Raw genomic sequence first — 17,024 nt, 5'->3', positions numbered from 1 at the left:
GTTTCCGAAAACCGGATTCCACTCTTCGGGATCATGCTGTGGTGCGGGCACGATAGCCCAAGCCTCACGACTCGAAGAATACCAGCAAACACGGCAAAGGCGAGGCAGTTTGAAAAAACGTGAAGGCCGCCGTTATAGTTCCATAGTTATGATTGCGGTCAAAAGGTTGTGAGGTTGGCGTTCGCCCCGCAGACCAGCATGGCGACGCGTTCGCCCGGTGCCGGCGCATAGCGGCCGGACAGGATCGCGGCAAAGGCCGCGGCGCCACCCGGCTCGGAGATGATGCGGACCCGGTTCCACAGCGCCTTCTGCGCGGCGATGATGTCGTCGTCGCTGACCAGGATCGAGCGTTCGACAAAGGCTTCGGCGATCGGGAACATCATCTCGCCGACACGCTTTGGCGCCAGCGAATCGGCGGCGATGCCCTCGGCTGGTGCATCGACGGGGTGTCCGGCCTCGAAGGCGCGGTAAAGCGTCGGTGCCCCTTCCGGCTCGATGGCGATGATGCGGATGCGGCCGGCAAACCAGGCAGCGATGCCGCCGATCAGGCCGCCGCCGCCGACAGCGACCAGCAGCGTGTCGATCTCAGGCAGGTCGCTCTCGATTTCCAGCCCGAGCGTACCCTGGCCGATCAGCGTCTCCTGCTGGTTGAAGGCATGGATCTGCAAGGCGCCGGTTTCCTCGGCGAACCGTTCGCTGGCGGCCAGCGCCTCGGCGTAGCGGGCGCCGCCGACGATCAGCTCGGCGCCGTAGCTGCGGATTCGCTCCAGCTTGGCCGCCGGGCTCACCTCCGGAACGAAGATGGTCGCCTTGTGGCCGAGTCGCATGGCGGCATAGGCGACGGCCGCACCATGATTGCCGCCCGACGCGGCGACGACACCCGCCTCGGGGACCGGCCGTTCAAGGAGATTGGTGAAGGCGCCACGTGCCTTGAACGAGCCGGAATGCTGCAGGCATTCGAGCTTCAGGTCGACCGTCAGCGGCGGCCGGTCGAAGTCGGCCATGTCGACGCGCAGTACCGGTGTGTGTCTGATATAGGCGCGGATGCGCGGTTCCATCGCGGCAATGCGCTCGCGTGTCACGGTATTGCCCTGCAACATGGTGATCTCCTCGGGATTGACAGTAATTAGTAACTTGGCAAAATGCCTAAATGCAAGAGGTTGATGTTTTCAAGGCGATTGCCAACGAACGCAGGCTGCAGATTCTCGACTGGCTGAAGGATCCGCGCGCGCATTTCCCGCCCCAGGCGGACGGCGATCTGGTCGAGGACGGCGTTTGCGCGCTGCTGATCGCCGAGAAGCTCGGCATCACCCAAGCGACGTTGAGCGAGCATATGCGCGTGCTCACCCAGGCCGGCCTGCTGCGCGCCAGGCGCATCAAGCAATGGACATTCTATCGCCGCGACGAGGACAGGATCGCCGAAACAAGGGCACTCATCCAGAACCGGCTATAGCGCTACTATCGGGCGTTCGAGACGAAGTGTTTCTATGCGAGCCAGTCGGGCACGGAATCCAGCCCGATCAGGTCGTCATAGGTCAGGCGTGGACGCACGACGTGGAAGCGGTCGCCGTCGACCAGCACCTCCGGCACCAGCAGGCGGGTGTTGTAGGTGCCGGCCTGCACCGCGCCGTAGGCGCCGGCGGTGGAGACGGCAATCAGGTCGCCGGCCTTCAGCCTCGGCAGATCGCGGTCGAGGCCGATATAATCGCCGGTCTCGCAGACCGGGCCGACCACATCTACCATCATGCGTGGCGTGTCGGCCGGCGGCTGCACGACCGGGCGGATGTCGTGAAAAGCGTCGTAGAGCGTCGGCCGGATCAGATCGTTCATGGCGGCATCGACGACGAGGAAATTCTTGGCGTCGCCTTCCTTCACGAAGATCACTTCCGAGACGAGGATGCCGGCATTGCCCGATATCAGCCGGCCCGGCTCGAACATCACCTTCAGCCCGAGCTTGGTGACATGCTTCCTGACGATCTGGGCATAGGCGTCGGGCAAGGGCGGCGGGTTGTTGTCGACGCGGTAGGGAATGCCGAGGCCGCCGCCGAGATCGATATGCTCGATGGCATGGCCGTTAGTGCGCAGCGCGCCGACCAGATCGACAAGCAGGGCGAAGGCGTCGTCGAAAGGCTGCAACTCGGTGATCTGGCTGCCGATATGGGTGTCGATGCCGGTGACCTTGATGCCGGGAAGTGTTGCCGCGCGGGCATAGACCTGACGCGCCTTCTGCCACGGAATGCCGAACTTGTTCTCGGCCTTGCCTGTGGAGATCTTCTTGTGGGTCTTGGCGTCGACATCGGGATTGATGCGCAGCGAGATCGACGCCACCTTGCCAAGCGCCACGGCTCGGGCCGACAAGAGCTCGAGTTCAGGCTCGGATTCGACGTTGAAGCACAAGATGCCGGCGGCAAGGGCAAAGTCCATTTCGCGTGCGGTCTTGCCGACGCCCGAAAACAGGATCTTGCCGGCCGGGATGCCGGCGGCCAGCGCCCGGCGCAATTCACCTTCCGAAACCACGTCGGCGCCGGCGCCGAGCTTCGCCAGCGTCCGCAGAACGGCCTGGTTGGAATTGGCCTTCATGGCATAGCAGACCAGCGCGTCGAGCCCGGCAAAGGCCTGCGCGAACACCCGGTAGTGCCTGGTCAAGGTGGCCGTCGAATAGCAGTAGAACGGCGTGCCGACCTGTGCGGCGATATCGGGGATCGCCACGTCCTCGGCATGCAGCACGCCGTCGCGGTAGTCGAAATGGTTCACGAGAGTGGTTCCGGGAAGTTGGAGCGCGATGAGATCGGGTTTAGAAAGACCGAACCCAGTCTCATCGGTTCTAGATCAGCGGGTCGAGGATGAACTTCTTGTCCACGACCGGTTTTTCCGGCTCCGGCGGCACAGGCTGGTGGGCCTTGGAGGCATCCTTGCGCGCTTGCACGGCTGCCTCATAGGGCGTGTCGAGACCGGCCCTCCTGCCGCAGGCCGAAACGGCCGCCATCGCCGCCAGAAGCGCGAGCGTCACCAAAATCCTGCTTCCGGTCATCGATCCATCCGTCTGAAACTTTTGCCAGCCGCCGCTTTTAGCCGAGTTCCCGGCGTATTGCACCCCGAGATATTGCTGGTCGCAATTTCCGCCGTATTGCTGGCCGCAATATCCGGCATCACGCTTTCGCCAGCCGCTTTTTCCACGCGCGGATCTGCTTCCTCACTTCCGACGGCGCGGTGCCGCCGAAACTGGTGCGGCTCTTGACCGAGTTCTGCACAGCCAGCACCGAAAATATGTCCGCCGTGATGCCGGGATTGATCGACTGCAAATCCTCCAGCGAAAGCCTCTCCAGCCCGACCTTCTTTTCTTCGGCCAGCGCCACCGCCCGGCCGGTGACATGATGCGCCTCGCGGAATGGCAGGCCGAGCGTGCGTACCAGCCAGTCGGCAAGGTCGGTCGCTGTCGCGTGGCCGGAGCCGGCTGCCTTTTTCATCGCGGCTGCGTTGACCGTCATGTCCGAAACCATGCCGGTCATCGCCGCCAGCATCAGGTCGAGCGTCTCGGCGGCGTCGAACACCGATTCCTTGTCTTCCTGCATGTCCTTGCCATAGGTCAAAGGCATGCCCTTCATCACCGTCAGCAGGCCGACCAGATGGCCGGTGACGCGGCCGGTCTTGCCGCGCACCAGTTCGGCGGCATCGGGGTTCTTCTTTTGCGGCATGATCGAGGAGCCGGTGGAGAACGAGTCCGACAGCCTGACGAAGCCGAACTGCGGCGTCGACCAGATGATGATCTCCTCGGCCAGCCGCGACAAATGCGTGGCGCAGATCGCGGCCATGCCGAGGAACTCCAGCGCGAAATCGCGGTCCGAGACACTGTCCAACGAATTGCGCATCGGCTCGCGGAAGCCGAGCGCCTTGGCGGTCCGGTGGCGGTCGATCGGGAAGCTGGTGCCGGCAAGGGCTGCAGCACCGAGCGGGCTTTCGTCCATCCGCTCGATCGCATCGCGTACACGCGACAGGTCACGCGAAAACATTTCGACATAGGCCATGCAGTGATGGCCGAAGGTCACGGGCTGCGCCGCCTGCATATGGGTGAAGCCCGGCATCACCGTCGCCGCATGCTCTTCGGCCCGCTCCAGCAGTGCCTTGATCAGCCCTTTCAATGCCTCGGCGACGCGAAAGCACTCGTCCTTGACCCACAACCTCAAATCCACCGCCACCTGGTCATTGCGCGAGCGGGCGGTGTGCAGCCGGCCGGCCGCCGGGCCGATCAGGTCGGCAAGGCGGGCCTCGATGTTCATGTGGATGTCTTCGAGCCGGGTCGAGAACTCGAAGCTCCCGGCCTCGATCTCTTTCAGGATCGTGTTCAGCCCGTGAGCGATTTTTTCTTGATCGGCCGCCGAAATAATGGCCGTCTGCGCCAGCATCTCGCTATGGGCGATCGAGCCTTTGATGTCCTGCGCATAGAGTTTGCGGTCGAAGGAGATCGACGCGTTGATCGCTTCCATGATCGCTGCCGGACCCGAGGCAAAACGTCCGCCCCACATCTGGTTGCTGGTCTTCTTGTCGCTCATGGCTATAACCCGTGCTTCGGAGCAGTTCTGAGAAAATGGCAGACGGTAATAAATTCTTCCCGGCCCCGCGCCTGATCCTCGCCGCCCTGGTGGCGGGCGCGCTGGCCGGCGCGGTCGCGGTATATGTCAGCGAGAGCCGGTCTGGCAACAATGCACCGGCACAAGCCGCCGTCGGCGACAGCAAGGACGATGTCGCCTGCGTCGCCAAGAGCGATCGCGCCAAGAAGGTCGCGGCCTCGGCCACCGGTGAGGTTGCCGCACTTTTGCCGGCCGATCCGCCGCAATCCTTGAAAAGCCTTGCCTTCAATGGTCCGGACGGCAAGCCGATGACGCTTGCCGACCATGCCGGCAAGACGGTGCTGCTCAATTTGTGGGCGACATGGTGCGCGCCCTGCCGCGCCGAAATGCCGGCGCTCGATGCGCTGCAGAAGGAAATGGGCAGCGACGCCTTTCAGGTGGTCGCCGTCAATGTCGATGCCGGTGACGATGTGAAGCCGAAGAAGTTCCTCAGCGATACCGGCGTCGCGACGCTGGGCTATTACCGGGATTCGACGATGACGCTGTTCAACGACCTCAAGACGCGCGGCCTGGCGCTCGGCCTTCCCGTCACCATGCTGATCGACGGCGAAGGCTGCCTGATCGCCCATATGAACGGCCCTGCGGAATGGTCGGGGCCGGACGCCAGGCGGCTGGTCGAGACGGCGCTCAAGCCCGAAAGCCTCTAAAAGCGCGTCGCGAGTGCAGGCGTGGGCGCGAAGGCCAGAACGCTTCTGTCGCGCAGCTGGCGGCTTTGCTGCCGACAGTGGGTGCCTCGACACCGGTCAGGTCGCCGAATTCCTCGATGAGACCAGGCCTGCCGATATAGTAGCCCTGGCCGATCTCGCAGGCTTCGGCGTCCAGGAATTTCAGCTCGCCGAGCGTCTCGACACCCTCCGCCAGAACCGGCAGGCCGAGGCCGCGTCCAAGTCCCAGAACGGCGCGTACGATCGCCGCGACCTGGCCGTTCTTGTCGACGGACTTGATGAAGGAGCCATCGATCTTGATCTTGTCGAAGGGGAAGGCGCGAAGGTTGGAGAGCGAGGAATAGCCGGTTCCGAAATCGTCCATCGCCACGCGCACGCCCAGCGCCTTGACCTGCCGCAAAGTCGCCAGCGCGCGCGGCATGTCCTTCACAAGCGCCGTTTCGGTGATCTCAAGTTCGAGCCTGCCGGGCGCCAGGCGGGAATTCAGCAGCGTTTCATGGACCTTGCGGCTGAAATTGGTATTGTGAAGCTGCACCGCCGAGACATTGACGGCCACCGTCAGCGGATTTTCCCAGCGGGCGGCTTCCTCGCAGGCCGCCGTCAGCACCCAATCGCCAATCTGGCCAATGGCTCCGCTCTCTTCGGCCACCGGGATGAAGATGTTCGGGGGCACGTCGCCGCGTGTCGGATGTCGCCAACGGATCAGGGCTTCGAAGCCGACCATCTTGCCGCTGCTGATCTCCTTCTGCGGCTGGTAGACGAGGTAGAACTCCTGGCGCGCGACCGCCTGGCGCAGTTCGTGCTCCATGACGCGCTTGTCACGTGCCTCGGCTCCCATCGAGGCCTCGAAATAGCGGTAGGTGTCCTTGCCTTCGGTCTTGGCCCGGTAGAGTGCCGTATCGGCGTGGCTTATCAGGCTGGCCTGGTTTTCGGCGTCCGATGGATAAAGCGCAATGCCGATGCTGGCCGACACCAGGCCGCCGCCGACAGAGAGCCGGTTTTCCTCGCGCATGACGGTCAGCAGGGCGCTGGCGATTCGGCCGGCCTCCAATGGGTCGGTCAGGTTCGGGGCGATGATGGCGAATTCGTCGCCGCCCAGCCGCGCCACCACCTGTCCTTGACGGAGGATGCCGGCAGCGCAATGCGCAACCTTCTGCAGCATGGCGTCGCCGGCGCCGTGCCCGTACAGGTCGTTGACCTCCTTGAACCGGTCGAGATCGAGCAGCAGAAGCGCAAGGTGACTGCCTTTCCCAGCCCGGTCCAACGCGGCAATTTCTGTCTCAAGCCTGCTGGAAAAGCTGCGGCGATTGGCCAGTCCGGTCAACGGATCGAAATGGGCAAGGCGCAGGATTTCCAGTTCGGCTTTCTTGCGCTCGCGAATGTCGCGGACGGCGACTACATTGTGAGGCTTGCCACAGTAGTCGATGCTCCTGGCGATCAGCTCGACAGGAATGCCTGTGCCATCGCGGCCGCTCAATTCGGCCTCCTGCGGCTGTTCGCCGAAGCCGGACATATCGGCCCCGAAGAGATCGCCAAGCTGCATTCCGTTCAGCGTCGCGGTTGCCATGCCCGTCAGTCTCGCAATGCTGTCATTGGCGCTGATGATGCGGTTACCGTCGCAAACGATCAGGCCCTCCACTGCGGCGTTGGCCAGGCCGTGCATGCGGTCGACTTCGAGCTTCTGGCGGCGGAAGCGCAAATCGATCCACAGCGCCGATGCCGACAGCACCAGGATCACCAGCGTGGCGGCCGCGGCCGCGAAAGCCTGCGAGGTCGGCTCGATCGTGTACTGGGATATGGCGATCGAAGAATCGGGAAAGATCGAGACGGCACCCATGCCGATGAAATGCAAGGTGCAGATCGCCAGCGTCAGCAGCACCGCGCCGACGGACGTCGCTCGCAAGGAGGGGCGGCGCAGCACGACCCGCAGCGCCAGCGCCGCAAGCGTCACGCCGGCCAGCAAGGAAACGGCGACGAGCAACAGGTTCCATTCGATCCGGCCTTGGACTTCGAATGCCGCCATGCCGATGTAGTGCATGGCCGCGATGCCGCCGCCCAGGACGGCACCGCCGACGAGATGATAATCGAACTCGTCCCGCCAGGTGGCGATCCACATGCCGGCCGCCGTCAGCGCGACCGAAGCAGCGAGCGAAAGCACGGAGAGCGCCGGATCGTAGGCACTGGGTATGCCTGGTGTGAACGCGAGCATGGCGATGAAATGCGTTGCCCAGATGCCGAAGCCGGTCGACGTCGCCGCGATCATCAACCAGGCAAGCCGGTTCCGATCTGTGGAGCGGCTGATGTGGTGAAGCAGGTTGACGGCAGAGAAACAGGAAATTCCGCAGATCAGCGCGGCGAGTGCGATCAATCTCAGGTCGTGTTCGTTGACGATGCAATTGTAGACCGTCAGCATCTTATTTCACCTGATCTATCGGAAATAAACAAGGCAGCAGAATTGAGTAGCGCCTTGCCATTGAAGGATCGATAAAGTCGCCCACAACCCTGGCGTGTCTCCTCGGGTTGCAGCGGCTGCAATCAGGGCTGATATGTCGAAAGCCAGCTTGGCAGTCCTGACGGCAGTTCCTGGCGCGCTTGTCGTCGCGCTAAGCCGGCTAACCGTATCGCTTTCCATGCCGCCAAGCGGCAGCGAGCGTTGCGTGAGGCAAAGGGGTGAAGTTCGTCGATCTGCAACAAAACCGTTGTCTGATTGTCATGAGCGACACATATTGCCTTTGCGGGAGTGCCCCTTTCGCCAATGACAAACGGGAGATGAAACATGAAGTGCTTCGGCTTCGCGGCCGGTGTTGCCGCCACCTTTACGCTGCTTTCCTCAACCTCCGCTTTTGCTGTCACGCAGATCAGTTGGTGGCACGCCATGACTGGCGCCAATGCCGAAGTTGTCGACAAGATCTCCAAAGATTTCAATGCCAGCCAGAGCGATTATGAGCTCGTTCCGGTGTTCAAGGGCACGTATCCCGAGACGCTGAATGCCGGCATCGCCGCGTACCGCGCCGGCCAGGCGCCCGACATTATTCAGGTGTTCGATGTCGGCACTGGCGTGATGATGGCAGCCGAAGACGCAATCAAGCCGGCAGCCGATGTGTTGACCAGCGCAGGAATGACCTTCGACAAGAGCCAGTACCTGCCAGGCATAGTCGGCTATTATTCGAAGCCGGACGGCACCATGCTCTCCTTCCCCTACAACTCCTCTTCGCCGATCCTTTATTACAACAAGGATATCTTCCAGAAGGCTGGTCTCGACGTCGACAGCCCGCCCAAGACCTGGAATGAGGTGTGGGAAGATGCCAAGAAGATCAAGGCGAGCGGCGCGGCCGCCTGCGGCTACACCTCGACCTGGCTGACCTGGATCCATCTGGAGAATTTCGCGGCCTGGAATGACGTGTCATGGGCCACCCAGCAGAACGGTCTGGCCGGCGGCGATGTCGAGCTCAAGATCAATGCGCCGATTTTCGTCAACCATTTCCAGGCGCTCGCAGATCTCGCCAAGGACGGCACCTTCAAATATGGCGGCCGCACTTCCGAAGCCAAGCAGATCTTCCTTGCCGGCGAATGCGGGATCATGACTGAATCCTCCGGCGGGCTCGGCGATATCGTCAAGTCCGGCATGAATTACGGCATCGGCCAATTGCCCTATGACAGCGACGCCAAGGGCGCGCCGCAGAACACGACGCCGGGTGGCGCCAGCCTGTGGGTTTTCGCGGACAAATCCGACGAGGAATACAAGGGAGTGGCTGCTTTCTTCGCCTATTTGTCGAAGACCGACGTGCAGGAGTACCTGCACCAGAAGTCGGGCTATTTGCCGGTAACGCTGGCGGCCTATGAAGCGACCAAGAAATCCGGTTTCTATGACAAGAACATCGGTCGCGAGACCCCGATCCTGCAGATGACGGGTAAGGCGCCGACCGACAATTCGAAGGGCGTACGTCTGCCGAATCTGCCGCAGGTGCGCGATATCCAGAACGAGGAGTTCGAGAAGATGCTCGCCGGCCAGCAAACCGCGCAGCAGGCGCTCGACAATGCGGTTACGCGTGGCAATGCCGCGATCAAGGAAGCGCTGGGGAATTAGAGCGAGCGCAGAGGCCTTGCTCTACGGCGCACCCACCTGTCCCGTCAGGCATCTCCCCTCGGCGAGGGGGGTGCCGTCCTTTGCGATTTCGTCAATGGTCGATGATGCCGAATCCGAAACGCTCATCAAAGCCGTCTTGGCGCAGAGGGGTGCCACATGGTGCCGCCCGCCTCATCAACTCGGAGTGGCTCCGTGACCCCCCGCGTCGTGTTTCCCAACAAGGTCCTCCCCTACCTGCTGGTGGCGCCGCAACTAGCCATCACGCTCGTTTTTTTCTACTGGCCGGCCGGTCAGGCGTTCTACCAATCCATGCTCAGGCAGGATCCGTTCGGACTAAGGACCAGGTTCGTCTGGTTCGCCAATTTCAGGAAAGTGCTTGCCGATCCGGCCTACCTAAACTCGATAAAGGTCACAGTGGTGTTTTCCCTTGCGACCGCTATCGTCGCCATGTGCGTGGCGCTCCTGCTCGCGGTCATGGCAGAGAAGGTGGTGCGCGGCAAAGGTCTTTACCGCACGCTCTTGATCTGGCCCTACGCGGTGGCGCCGGCGATTGCCGGTATGCTGTGGCTGTTCCTCTTCAACCCGTCGATCGGGTCGCTGGCCTACATGCTGAGGAGTTTCGGCATCGCCTGGGATCCACTTCTCAACGGCACCCACGCCATGATCCTGCTGGTGTCCGCCGCTGCCTGGAAGCAGATCAGTTACAATTTCCTGTTCTTCGTCGCCGGCCTGCAGGCGGTGCCGAAAACCTTGATCGAAGCGGCGGCCATGGACGGCGCCGGCGAGACAAAGCGATTCTGGACCATAGTCTTCCCGCTGCTCGCGCCGACGACCTTCTTCCTGCTGGTCGTCAACACCGTCTATGCCCTGTTCGACACGTTCGGCATCGTCCATGCCGTCACCGGCGGCGGTCCGGGCAAGACGACTGAGACGCTGGTTTACAAGGTCTACAATGACGGCTTCGTCAATCTGATCCTCGGTGACTCGGCGGCGCAGTCGGTCATCCTGATGATCATCGTGATCTCGCTCACAGCCATCCAGTTCCGCTACGTGGAACGCAAAGTCCATTACGGCTGAGGCAAGCGATGATCGGTCAGTCCTCGTCTCGCATTTTCCTCGCCCATGCCGTGCTCATCCTCGGCATATTGATCGTCGCCTTCCCGATCTACTACACATTCGTTGCCTCGACGCAGACGCTGCAAACGATCCTTAAGCCGCCATTGCCGCTCCTGCCCGGCGATCAGTTCTGGAACAATTACAGCGAAGCGCTGTTCGGCGGTGTCGGCCGCATCGGCGGCGTCAGTGTCGGTCGATTGCTGCTCAACACCACGGTCATGGCGCTCGGCATCGCGGTGGGGAAGATTTTCATCTCGATCCTGTCGGCCTATGCGATCGTGTTCTTCCGTTTTCCGTTGCGGATGGTCTTCTTCTGGCTGATCTTCATCACCCTGATGCTTCCCGTTGAGGTGCGCATCCTGCCAACCTACAAGGTGATGGTCGATCTCGGCATGATCGACACCTATGCCGGCCTGATCATCCCACTGATCGCCTCGGCTACCGCCACATTGCTGTTTCGACAGTTTTTCATGACCATTCCAGGTGAGCTGGTGGAGGCGGCGCGTGTCGATGGTGCGGGACCGTGGCGCTTCTTCTTCGATATCCTGTTGCCCTTGTCGCGGACAAACATCGCGGCGCTGTTCGTCATCCTCTTCATTTATGGCTGGACGCAATATCTGTGGCCGCTGCTCGTCACCAACAGCAGCAACATGAATACGATCGTCATCGCGCTGAGGAAGATGGTCTCCTTCGCCGATGCCGATACGCAGTGGCACTTGGTCATGGTTACAGCGATGCTGGCCATCGTGCCGCCGATCCTGGTCGTGGTGCTGATGCAACGCTGGTTCGTTCGCGGGCTGGTCGATTCCGAAAAGTGAGAAGCTGATGGCGACCGTCGATCTGAAGGATGTGAAGAAGGTCTACCCCAGCGGCTTCGAGGCCGTGAAAGGCGTTTCCATCGCCGTTCCCGACAAGGAGCTTTGCGTGCTGGTCGGCCCATCCGGCTGCGGCAAGTCCACGCTGCTGAGGATGATCGCCGGGCTCGAAACCATCTCCTCGGGAACGGTTGCGATCGACGGCAAGATCGTCAACTCAATCGGCCCGACCGAGCGTGACATCGCCATGGTGTTCCAGAACTATGCGCTCTATCCGCATATGAAGGTCTACGACAATATGGCCTATGGGCTGCGTAACCGCGGCACGCCGAAAGACGAGATCGACAGCCGGGTCCGCGCGACGGCGAAAATACTGGAGCTTTCGGCGCTGCTCGACCGCCGCCCGCGCGAGCTTTCCGGCGGCCAGCGCCAGCGTGTCGCCATGGGCCGCGCCATCGTGCGCAACCCGAGGGTTTTCCTGTTCGACGAGCCGCTCTCCAATCTCGATGCCAAATTGCGCGGCCAGATGCGCGTCGAGATCAAGAATCTGCAGCGCTCGCTTGGCGTCACGTCGGTCTATGTCACACATGACCAGCTTGAGGCGATGACGCTGGCCGACATCCTCGTCGTCATGAATGCCGGACTGGTCGAGCAGGTGGGGGCGCCGCTCGACGTCTACGAGAGGCCGGCCTCGACCTTCGTCGCTTCCTTCATTGGCGCGCCGCCGATGAATCTCCTGGCGCTGACCGGAGGCTCCTCGGGCCCGGTGCTCGCTGACGGCACGGCGATCGTTTTCGCACCTCAGGAGGCAAAAGCTGCGACGGTCGGTTTTCGGCCCGAGGATGCCGACGTTACCTTCAATGCGGAGGCGCCGTCCGGTGCGCTCGTCCTGCCGGCGCTGGTCGAGGCAGTCGAACCGGTAGGTGCCGAAAGTTTTCTTCACTGTGCCGCAGGTGGCAGCAGGATCGTCGTGCGGGTCGCTGGTCGCGCCACCGCCACGGTTGGCAACCAATTGCGCGTGGTTGCCAAGGCAGAAAAGCTGCACTGGTTCGATCAGGCGGGGAAGCGCGTCGGCTAATCCGAAAGATAGTCCTGCATTCCACGCGCCGGCGTTCAGACGAAGACATGTGCCTTTCCCGATACGGTCAGGCGGACGATCTCGCCGACCGCCGGCGCGTCCATGCCCGGTTTGCGCAGGACCAGCGGCGTGTTGCCGATCGCGGCGGCATCGGGCGGATCGGCACTGTTCAAAAGCCGCACCGCGATCGTACACATCGAGCCGGCGAATTCCGATTCCGTCACCTCGCCGAACAGCATGTCCGAGGTGCCCGACATGCCCTCGCGCGACGTTCTTTTCAGCGCGATCTGCTCCGGCCGAAGCATGATGCGGGCAACGTCGCGGCTGTCATTGGTGTCGACGGCGATGCGGCCGAGCGGCGAGTTGGCGAAGCCGCCTGATATCTTTGCCGGCAGGATGATGGCGTCGCCGAGGAACTCGGCTATCATCCTGTCCTTCGGCTTGAAATAGAGGTCGCGCGGTGTACCGACCTGCGAGAACTTGCCGTCGCGCATCACCGCGACCTGACTGGCAAAGGACAGCGCTTCGGCCTGGTCGTGCGTCACCAGGATGGTGGTGATGCCGGCGACCTCCAGAAGCTCAGCCACCGCCTTGCGCATCGAGGCTCGCAGGCCGGTATCGAGCGCCGAGAACGGCTCGTCGAGCAGCATCAGCCGGGGCTTCATCGCCATGGCGCGGGCAAGCGCCACGCGCTGCTGCTGGCCGCCGGAGAGTTCGTGCGGGCGGCGTTTGAGGATCGCCTTGTCGAGCCCGACGATATAGGCGAGTTCGACGATGCGCTCAGCGCGCTTGTCCTCGCCGCGGGCCATGCCGAAGCCGATATTGTCGGCAATGGTCAGATGCGGGAACAGGGCGCCGTCCTGCGCCACCACGCCTATGCCGCGGCGATGCGCTGGTACCGCCGCGCCGCCATTGGCCAGCACCTCGCCATCGAGCGTGATGCGGCCCTGGTCCGGGGCCTCGAAGCCGGCGATCAGCCGCAGCAAGGTCGTCTTGCCACAGCCGGACGGGCCGACAATCGCCGTGCGGCTACCACTGGCGACGCTCAGGTCGACGCCGGCAAGAGCGGCCACCGGACCGTAACGCTTGTGCAGGCCGCTGATTTCGAGAAAGCTCATCGTCCGGCCATCCGTTTCGACTGGACATAGAGCAGCCAGGTCAAGGGAAGCGACATAGCCACCATGATGAAGGCGTAAGGTGCCGCCGAGGCATAATCAATCTCGCCACTGTAGGACCAGAACGCCATTGCCAGCGTGCGGGTGCCGTTCGGCGCCAGCATCTGGGTGGCGGTCAGTTCGTTCATGATGCCAAGCGCAACCAGCGCCATGCCGGCCGCGGCGCCTGGCGCCGACAGTCGGATCGTCGTCGACCACAGCGCCTGCAGCGGCGGCCGGCCGAGGCTGGAAGCGGCGCGTTCAAGTTCGACCGGAGCCTGCGCGATCGACGCCCGCAGGCTGACCAGCGCGCGCGGCAGGAACATCAGCGCATAGGCCACCAGGATGGTGAACAGGGTCTGGTAGAGCGGAAGCGCGATGCGCACGGTGATGGTGACCAGCGCCAGCGCAATGACGACCCCCGGCAACGAGCCGACAATGTAGTTGCAGCCCTCCAGCAGACGCTGCAATGGGCCTGGCGCGCGGATCGAGATCCAGGCCATCGGCATGGCGGCGACAGTGGCGAGCAAGGCGCCGGCGAGCGCCAGGAACAGCGTCTGGCCAAGCGCCAGGCCGATCTCGTCGAGGCGCCAGACAGAGGCGCCGCCGGCGGCAAGCCAGCCGCCGATGGTGACGAACGGCACGCCGAGCGCCAGCAGCGTGGTAACGACAAGCAAGAGCAGGCAAGGAATGGTGGCGCGTCCAAGGCTTGCGCGCTGCTGATGGCGCGCCGCACCTGAGCCGACACGGGCATAGCGTTCCTCGCCGCGCACCAGCACTTCGAGGCCGAGCAGCACGAAGCAGCAGCTCACCAGCACGCCAGCCAGCATGTTGGCTGCCGGTCCGTTGAAGGTCGACTGGAACTGGTCGACGATAGCCGTGGTGAAGGTGTCGAAGCGGATGAAGACATAGAGGCCGTATTCGGCCAGCAGGTGCAGGCCGACCAGCAGCGAGCCGCCGCAGATGGCAAGCCGCAATTGCGGCAGCACGACACGCCAGAACACGCGCCGGGGCCCAAGGCCGAGTGCGGCGGCGGCATCCTCAAGGGCGGGATCGAGACGGCGCAACGCCGCCGACACCGGCAGATACAGGAGCGGGAAATAGGCGATCACGGAAACCAGCACGCCGGCCCACAGGCCGTGCAGTCCGGGCACCATGGTGATCCAGGCATAGCTGTGCACGAAAGCCGGTATGGCGAGCGGCGCCACGCACAGCCACGCCCAGAGCCGGGCGCCCGGCAGGTCGCTGCGCTCGGTCAGCCAAGCCAGCGCAACCGACAGTGCGATGGTGATCGGCACGGAGAGCGCGACCAGCAGGACGGTGTTGACCAGAAGCTCGCCGACACGCGGGCGGAAAACCAGCGCCGAGACGGTTTCCCAGCCGGTCTGCACCGCGATCCAGATGATGAAGGCAAGTGGCAGCAGTGCCAGCAGCGCAACGAAGATGGCGGCGATGACCAGCCAAAGCGGTGCGCGTCGCCGAGCCCTTCGGCCTGTGCCCGAAGGCAGGCCCGAGCGCGCCAGATCGACCGTAGACTGCATCAGGTCAGACGCCGTGCCGTTGCCGTCCAGCGGCAGCAATTGAAGGACCGCGATAGCGGTTGGGAACACAGCGTGTCGTCATCGACGAATGCCATCTCGAAAAACAAAATCACTCCCGCGGAAGGCGAATTCCCGCGGGAGCGTGGTCGGTTGTCCTTTTAGGAGGAATGGCAACTAAAGCAAGCCGGCTGCCGTCATCAGGTCGGTGACCTTCTTGGAATTCAGCGTCGTGGCATCGACCTTCGGCGCCTGCAGATCGGCGAGCGGCACCAGCTTCGGGTTGGACTCCGCACCCTTGCCGACCGCGTATTCGAAGGAATCGCCGGTCTTCAGCACGTCCTGGCCGCCTTTGCCGGTCACCCATTTCAGGAAGGCCTGGGCTTCCTTCGGATGCTTGCTCGAAGCCAGCACACCGCCACCGGAGATCGAAACGAACGCGCCCGGATCCTGGTTCTTGAAATAGTGCAGCTCGACATTCCCGCTGTTTTCACCGGTCTTGGCCTGATCGCCGAAATAGTAATAGTGGTAGATCACGCCGCCTTCGATTTCGCCGGCATTGACCGCCTTCATCACCGTGCTGTTGCCCTTGTAGGCGGTGAAATTGGTTTTCATCGCCTTCAGCCAGTCCGCCGTGGCGGCCTCGCCCTTGAGCTGCAGCAGCGCGCTGACGATGGCCTGGAAATCGGCGCCTGACGGGGAGGCGGCCCAACGGCCCTTCCAGCTTGGATCGGCGAGGTCAAGCATCGACTTGGGCAACCGATCGGCGGTGAGCTTGGTCTTGTTATAGGCAAAGACCGTGCTGCGCGCAGCGACGCCAACCCATTTGCCGCTGGCCGGCTGATAGTCCTGGGGAACCTGTGCCAGCGTGTCGGCGTCGACCGGCGCGAACAGGCCGGCCGTCTCGACCAGCACCATGGCCGGCGAGTTTTCCGTCAGGAACACGTCGGCCGGCGAAGCAGCACCCTCGGCGACGATCTGGTTGGAGAAATCGCTGTCGCCACCGTTGCGGACGGTGACCTTGATGCCGGTTTCCTTGGTGAAGCCTTCGGCCCACGCCTTGGTAAGATTCTCGTGCTGGGCATTGTAGACAATGATGCCATCATCTTCCGCCATCGCCGGGCCGCCGATCAGGCTGATTGCCAGCGCGGTAGCGCCGACAAGGGTGGAAAGAGCGTATTTCATGGCATTGTCCTCGATCTCTGGGGTCTTCGGTCTGTCACGGCTGCACCTATCGATACCTGACCAGGATAGTCAACATTGCTTTGCCGATTTTAATTAGGCGCCGAGGCGCAAACTTTCGTGATTTGCAGCTAGTTTGGCTTGGACATTATTTCGCCGGCCACGTAACAAATCAGCGCCGAGACGCGAAAATCGGGGGAGTAACTCTTGTGAGCGGCAAGGATGAGGCCGAGCTTTCCCGGCTGATGCGGGCCGCGATCGCGGGAGACGAAAAGGCCTATGCCGACTTTCTGAACCGGATTGCCGCGCTGGTGCGCGGTTTTGTCCGGCGCAAGATCGTGCAGGGCGGGGTCGATCCCGAGGATGTCGTGCAGGAAACCTTGTTGGCCATTCATGTGAAACGGCATACCTGGCGCCAGGATGCGCCGGTGTTGCCATGGATCTATGCAATTGCCCGCTTCAAGCTGATCGACGCGTTCCGGCGGCGCGGACGGCGCATCGAGATCGACGTCGACGATATCGCCGAGACGTTCGCCGAGCCGGAAACGGAGACCGTCAGCGAGCGCGACATCAACCGGGCGTTGGACGGCCTGTCGCCGGCACAGCGCTCGGTGGTCTCAGCCGTGTCGGTGGAAGGCCGCTCTATCGGAGAGACGGCGGCAAGGTTCGGTATCAGCGAGACGGCGGTGCGTGTGTCGCTGCATCGGGGACTTGCCGCGATAGCCAAGCGATTCGGGCAGGGGCGGTTTGGGCGGGAATGA

The 17,024-nt window shown here is 62.8% G+C and carries 15 protein-coding genes; 7 read left to right on the top strand and 8 right to left on the bottom strand.

What is annotated here, in order from left to right:
• Nucleotides 1-158: 158 nt before the first annotated feature.
• Nucleotides 159-1,100, bottom strand: a complete 942-nt coding sequence (locus tag NKI38_RS16055; protein ID WP_352659117.1) for a threonine/serine dehydratase — start codon at nt 1,098-1,100, stop codon at nt 159-161.
• Nucleotides 1,101-1,150: 50 nt separating this feature from the next.
• On the opposite strand from NKI38_RS16055, the gene NKI38_RS16050 reads away from it, so the two are divergent.
• On the top strand, nt 1,151-1,453 hold the full coding sequence (locus tag NKI38_RS16050) for an ArsR/SmtB family transcription factor (protein ID WP_352659115.1): 303 nt from the start codon (nt 1,151-1,153) through the stop codon (nt 1,451-1,453).
• Nucleotides 1,454-1,485: 32 nt separating this feature from the next.
• On the opposite strand, the gene lysA is transcribed toward NKI38_RS16050, so the two are convergent.
• From lysA to argH, 3 genes are all read right to left on the bottom strand, one after another.
• Nucleotides 1,486-2,754: a diaminopimelate decarboxylase gene (gene lysA, locus NKI38_RS16045; RefSeq protein ID WP_352659113.1), complete on the bottom strand. Its 1,269-nt coding sequence runs from the start codon at nt 2,752-2,754 to the stop codon at nt 1,486-1,488.
• A gap of 70 nt (nt 2,755-2,824) precedes the next feature.
• The gene (locus tag NKI38_RS16040) at nt 2,825-3,031 is read right to left on the bottom strand and encodes a hypothetical protein (protein ID WP_352659111.1); all 207 of its coding nucleotides are present in this window, start codon (nt 3,029-3,031) and stop codon (nt 2,825-2,827) included.
• 118 nt (nt 3,032-3,149) lie between these two features.
• Nucleotides 3,150-4,550, bottom strand: a complete 1,401-nt coding sequence (argH, locus tag NKI38_RS16035; protein ID WP_352659109.1) for an argininosuccinate lyase — start codon at nt 4,548-4,550, stop codon at nt 3,150-3,152.
• Between the two features lie 35 nt (nt 4,551-4,585).
• On the opposite strand from argH, the gene tlpA reads away from it, so the two are divergent.
• Nucleotides 4,586-5,275, top strand: a complete 690-nt coding sequence (tlpA, locus tag NKI38_RS16030; RefSeq protein WP_352659107.1) for a thiol:disulfide interchange protein TlpA — start codon at nt 4,586-4,588, stop codon at nt 5,273-5,275.
• Here the strand turns inward: tlpA and NKI38_RS16025 are convergent.
• Nucleotides 5,256-7,706 carry an EAL domain-containing protein gene (locus NKI38_RS16025; RefSeq protein WP_352659105.1) on the bottom strand — a complete coding sequence of 817 codons (2,451 nt, stop codon included), beginning with the start codon at nt 7,704-7,706 and terminating at the stop codon, nt 5,256-5,258. The two genes, tlpA and NKI38_RS16025, sit on opposite strands and share 20 nt — an antisense overlap.
• Before the next feature lie 363 nt (nt 7,707-8,069).
• Between NKI38_RS16025 and ugpB the strand changes: the two genes are divergently transcribed.
• The 4 genes from ugpB (at nt 8,070) to NKI38_RS16005 (ending at nt 12,389) form a co-directional block, all read left to right on the top strand.
• Nucleotides 8,070-9,380: a sn-glycerol-3-phosphate ABC transporter substrate-binding protein UgpB gene (gene ugpB / locus NKI38_RS16020; RefSeq protein ID WP_352659103.1), complete on the top strand. Its 1,311-nt coding sequence runs from the start codon at nt 8,070-8,072 to the stop codon at nt 9,378-9,380.
• 156 nt (nt 9,381-9,536) lie between these two features.
• Nucleotides 9,537-10,457: a sn-glycerol-3-phosphate ABC transporter permease UgpA gene (ugpA, locus tag NKI38_RS16015; RefSeq protein WP_352633939.1), complete on the top strand. Its 921-nt coding sequence runs from the start codon at nt 9,537-9,539 to the stop codon at nt 10,455-10,457.
• 8 nt (nt 10,458-10,465) lie between these two features.
• Nucleotides 10,466-11,314 carry a sn-glycerol-3-phosphate ABC transporter permease UgpE gene (gene ugpE, locus NKI38_RS16010; protein ID WP_127293677.1) on the top strand — a complete coding sequence of 283 codons (849 nt, stop codon included), beginning with the start codon at nt 10,466-10,468 and terminating at the stop codon, nt 11,312-11,314.
• Between the two features lie 7 nt (nt 11,315-11,321).
• Nucleotides 11,322-12,389 carry a sn-glycerol-3-phosphate import ATP-binding protein UgpC gene (locus NKI38_RS16005; protein ID WP_352659100.1) on the top strand — a complete coding sequence of 356 codons (1,068 nt, stop codon included), beginning with the start codon at nt 11,322-11,324 and terminating at the stop codon, nt 12,387-12,389.
• Between the two features lie 35 nt (nt 12,390-12,424).
• Here NKI38_RS16005 and NKI38_RS16000 read toward each other — a convergent pair whose 3' ends face one another.
• The 3 genes from NKI38_RS16000 to NKI38_RS15990 form a co-directional block, all read right to left on the bottom strand.
• Nucleotides 12,425-13,507, bottom strand: a complete 1,083-nt coding sequence (locus NKI38_RS16000) for an ABC transporter ATP-binding protein (protein WP_352659099.1) — start codon at nt 13,505-13,507, stop codon at nt 12,425-12,427.
• On the bottom strand, nt 13,504-15,084 hold the full coding sequence (locus tag NKI38_RS15995) for an ABC transporter permease (RefSeq protein ID WP_352659252.1): 1,581 nt from the start codon (nt 15,082-15,084) through the stop codon (nt 13,504-13,506). The genes NKI38_RS16000 and NKI38_RS15995 overlap by 4 nt, the downstream gene beginning before the upstream one ends.
• A 174-nt stretch (nt 15,085-15,258) precedes the next feature.
• Complete coding sequence (locus tag NKI38_RS15990; protein WP_352659097.1) at nt 15,259-16,266, bottom strand: iron ABC transporter substrate-binding protein; 1,008 nt, start codon at nt 16,264-16,266, stop codon at nt 15,259-15,261.
• A 206-nt stretch (nt 16,267-16,472) separates the two neighbouring features.
• Here NKI38_RS15990 and NKI38_RS15985 point away from each other — a divergent pair, with 206 nt between their 5' ends.
• Nucleotides 16,473-17,024 carry a sigma-70 family RNA polymerase sigma factor gene (locus NKI38_RS15985; protein WP_352659095.1) on the top strand — a complete coding sequence of 184 codons (552 nt, stop codon included), beginning with the start codon at nt 16,473-16,475 and terminating at the stop codon, nt 17,022-17,024.

The sequence above is a fragment of the Mesorhizobium sp. M0621 genome, assembly GCF_040320745.1.
GTDB lineage: Bacteria > Pseudomonadota > Alphaproteobacteria > Rhizobiales > Rhizobiaceae > Mesorhizobium.
This window is presented reverse-complemented; position numbering and strand designations above follow the sequence as displayed.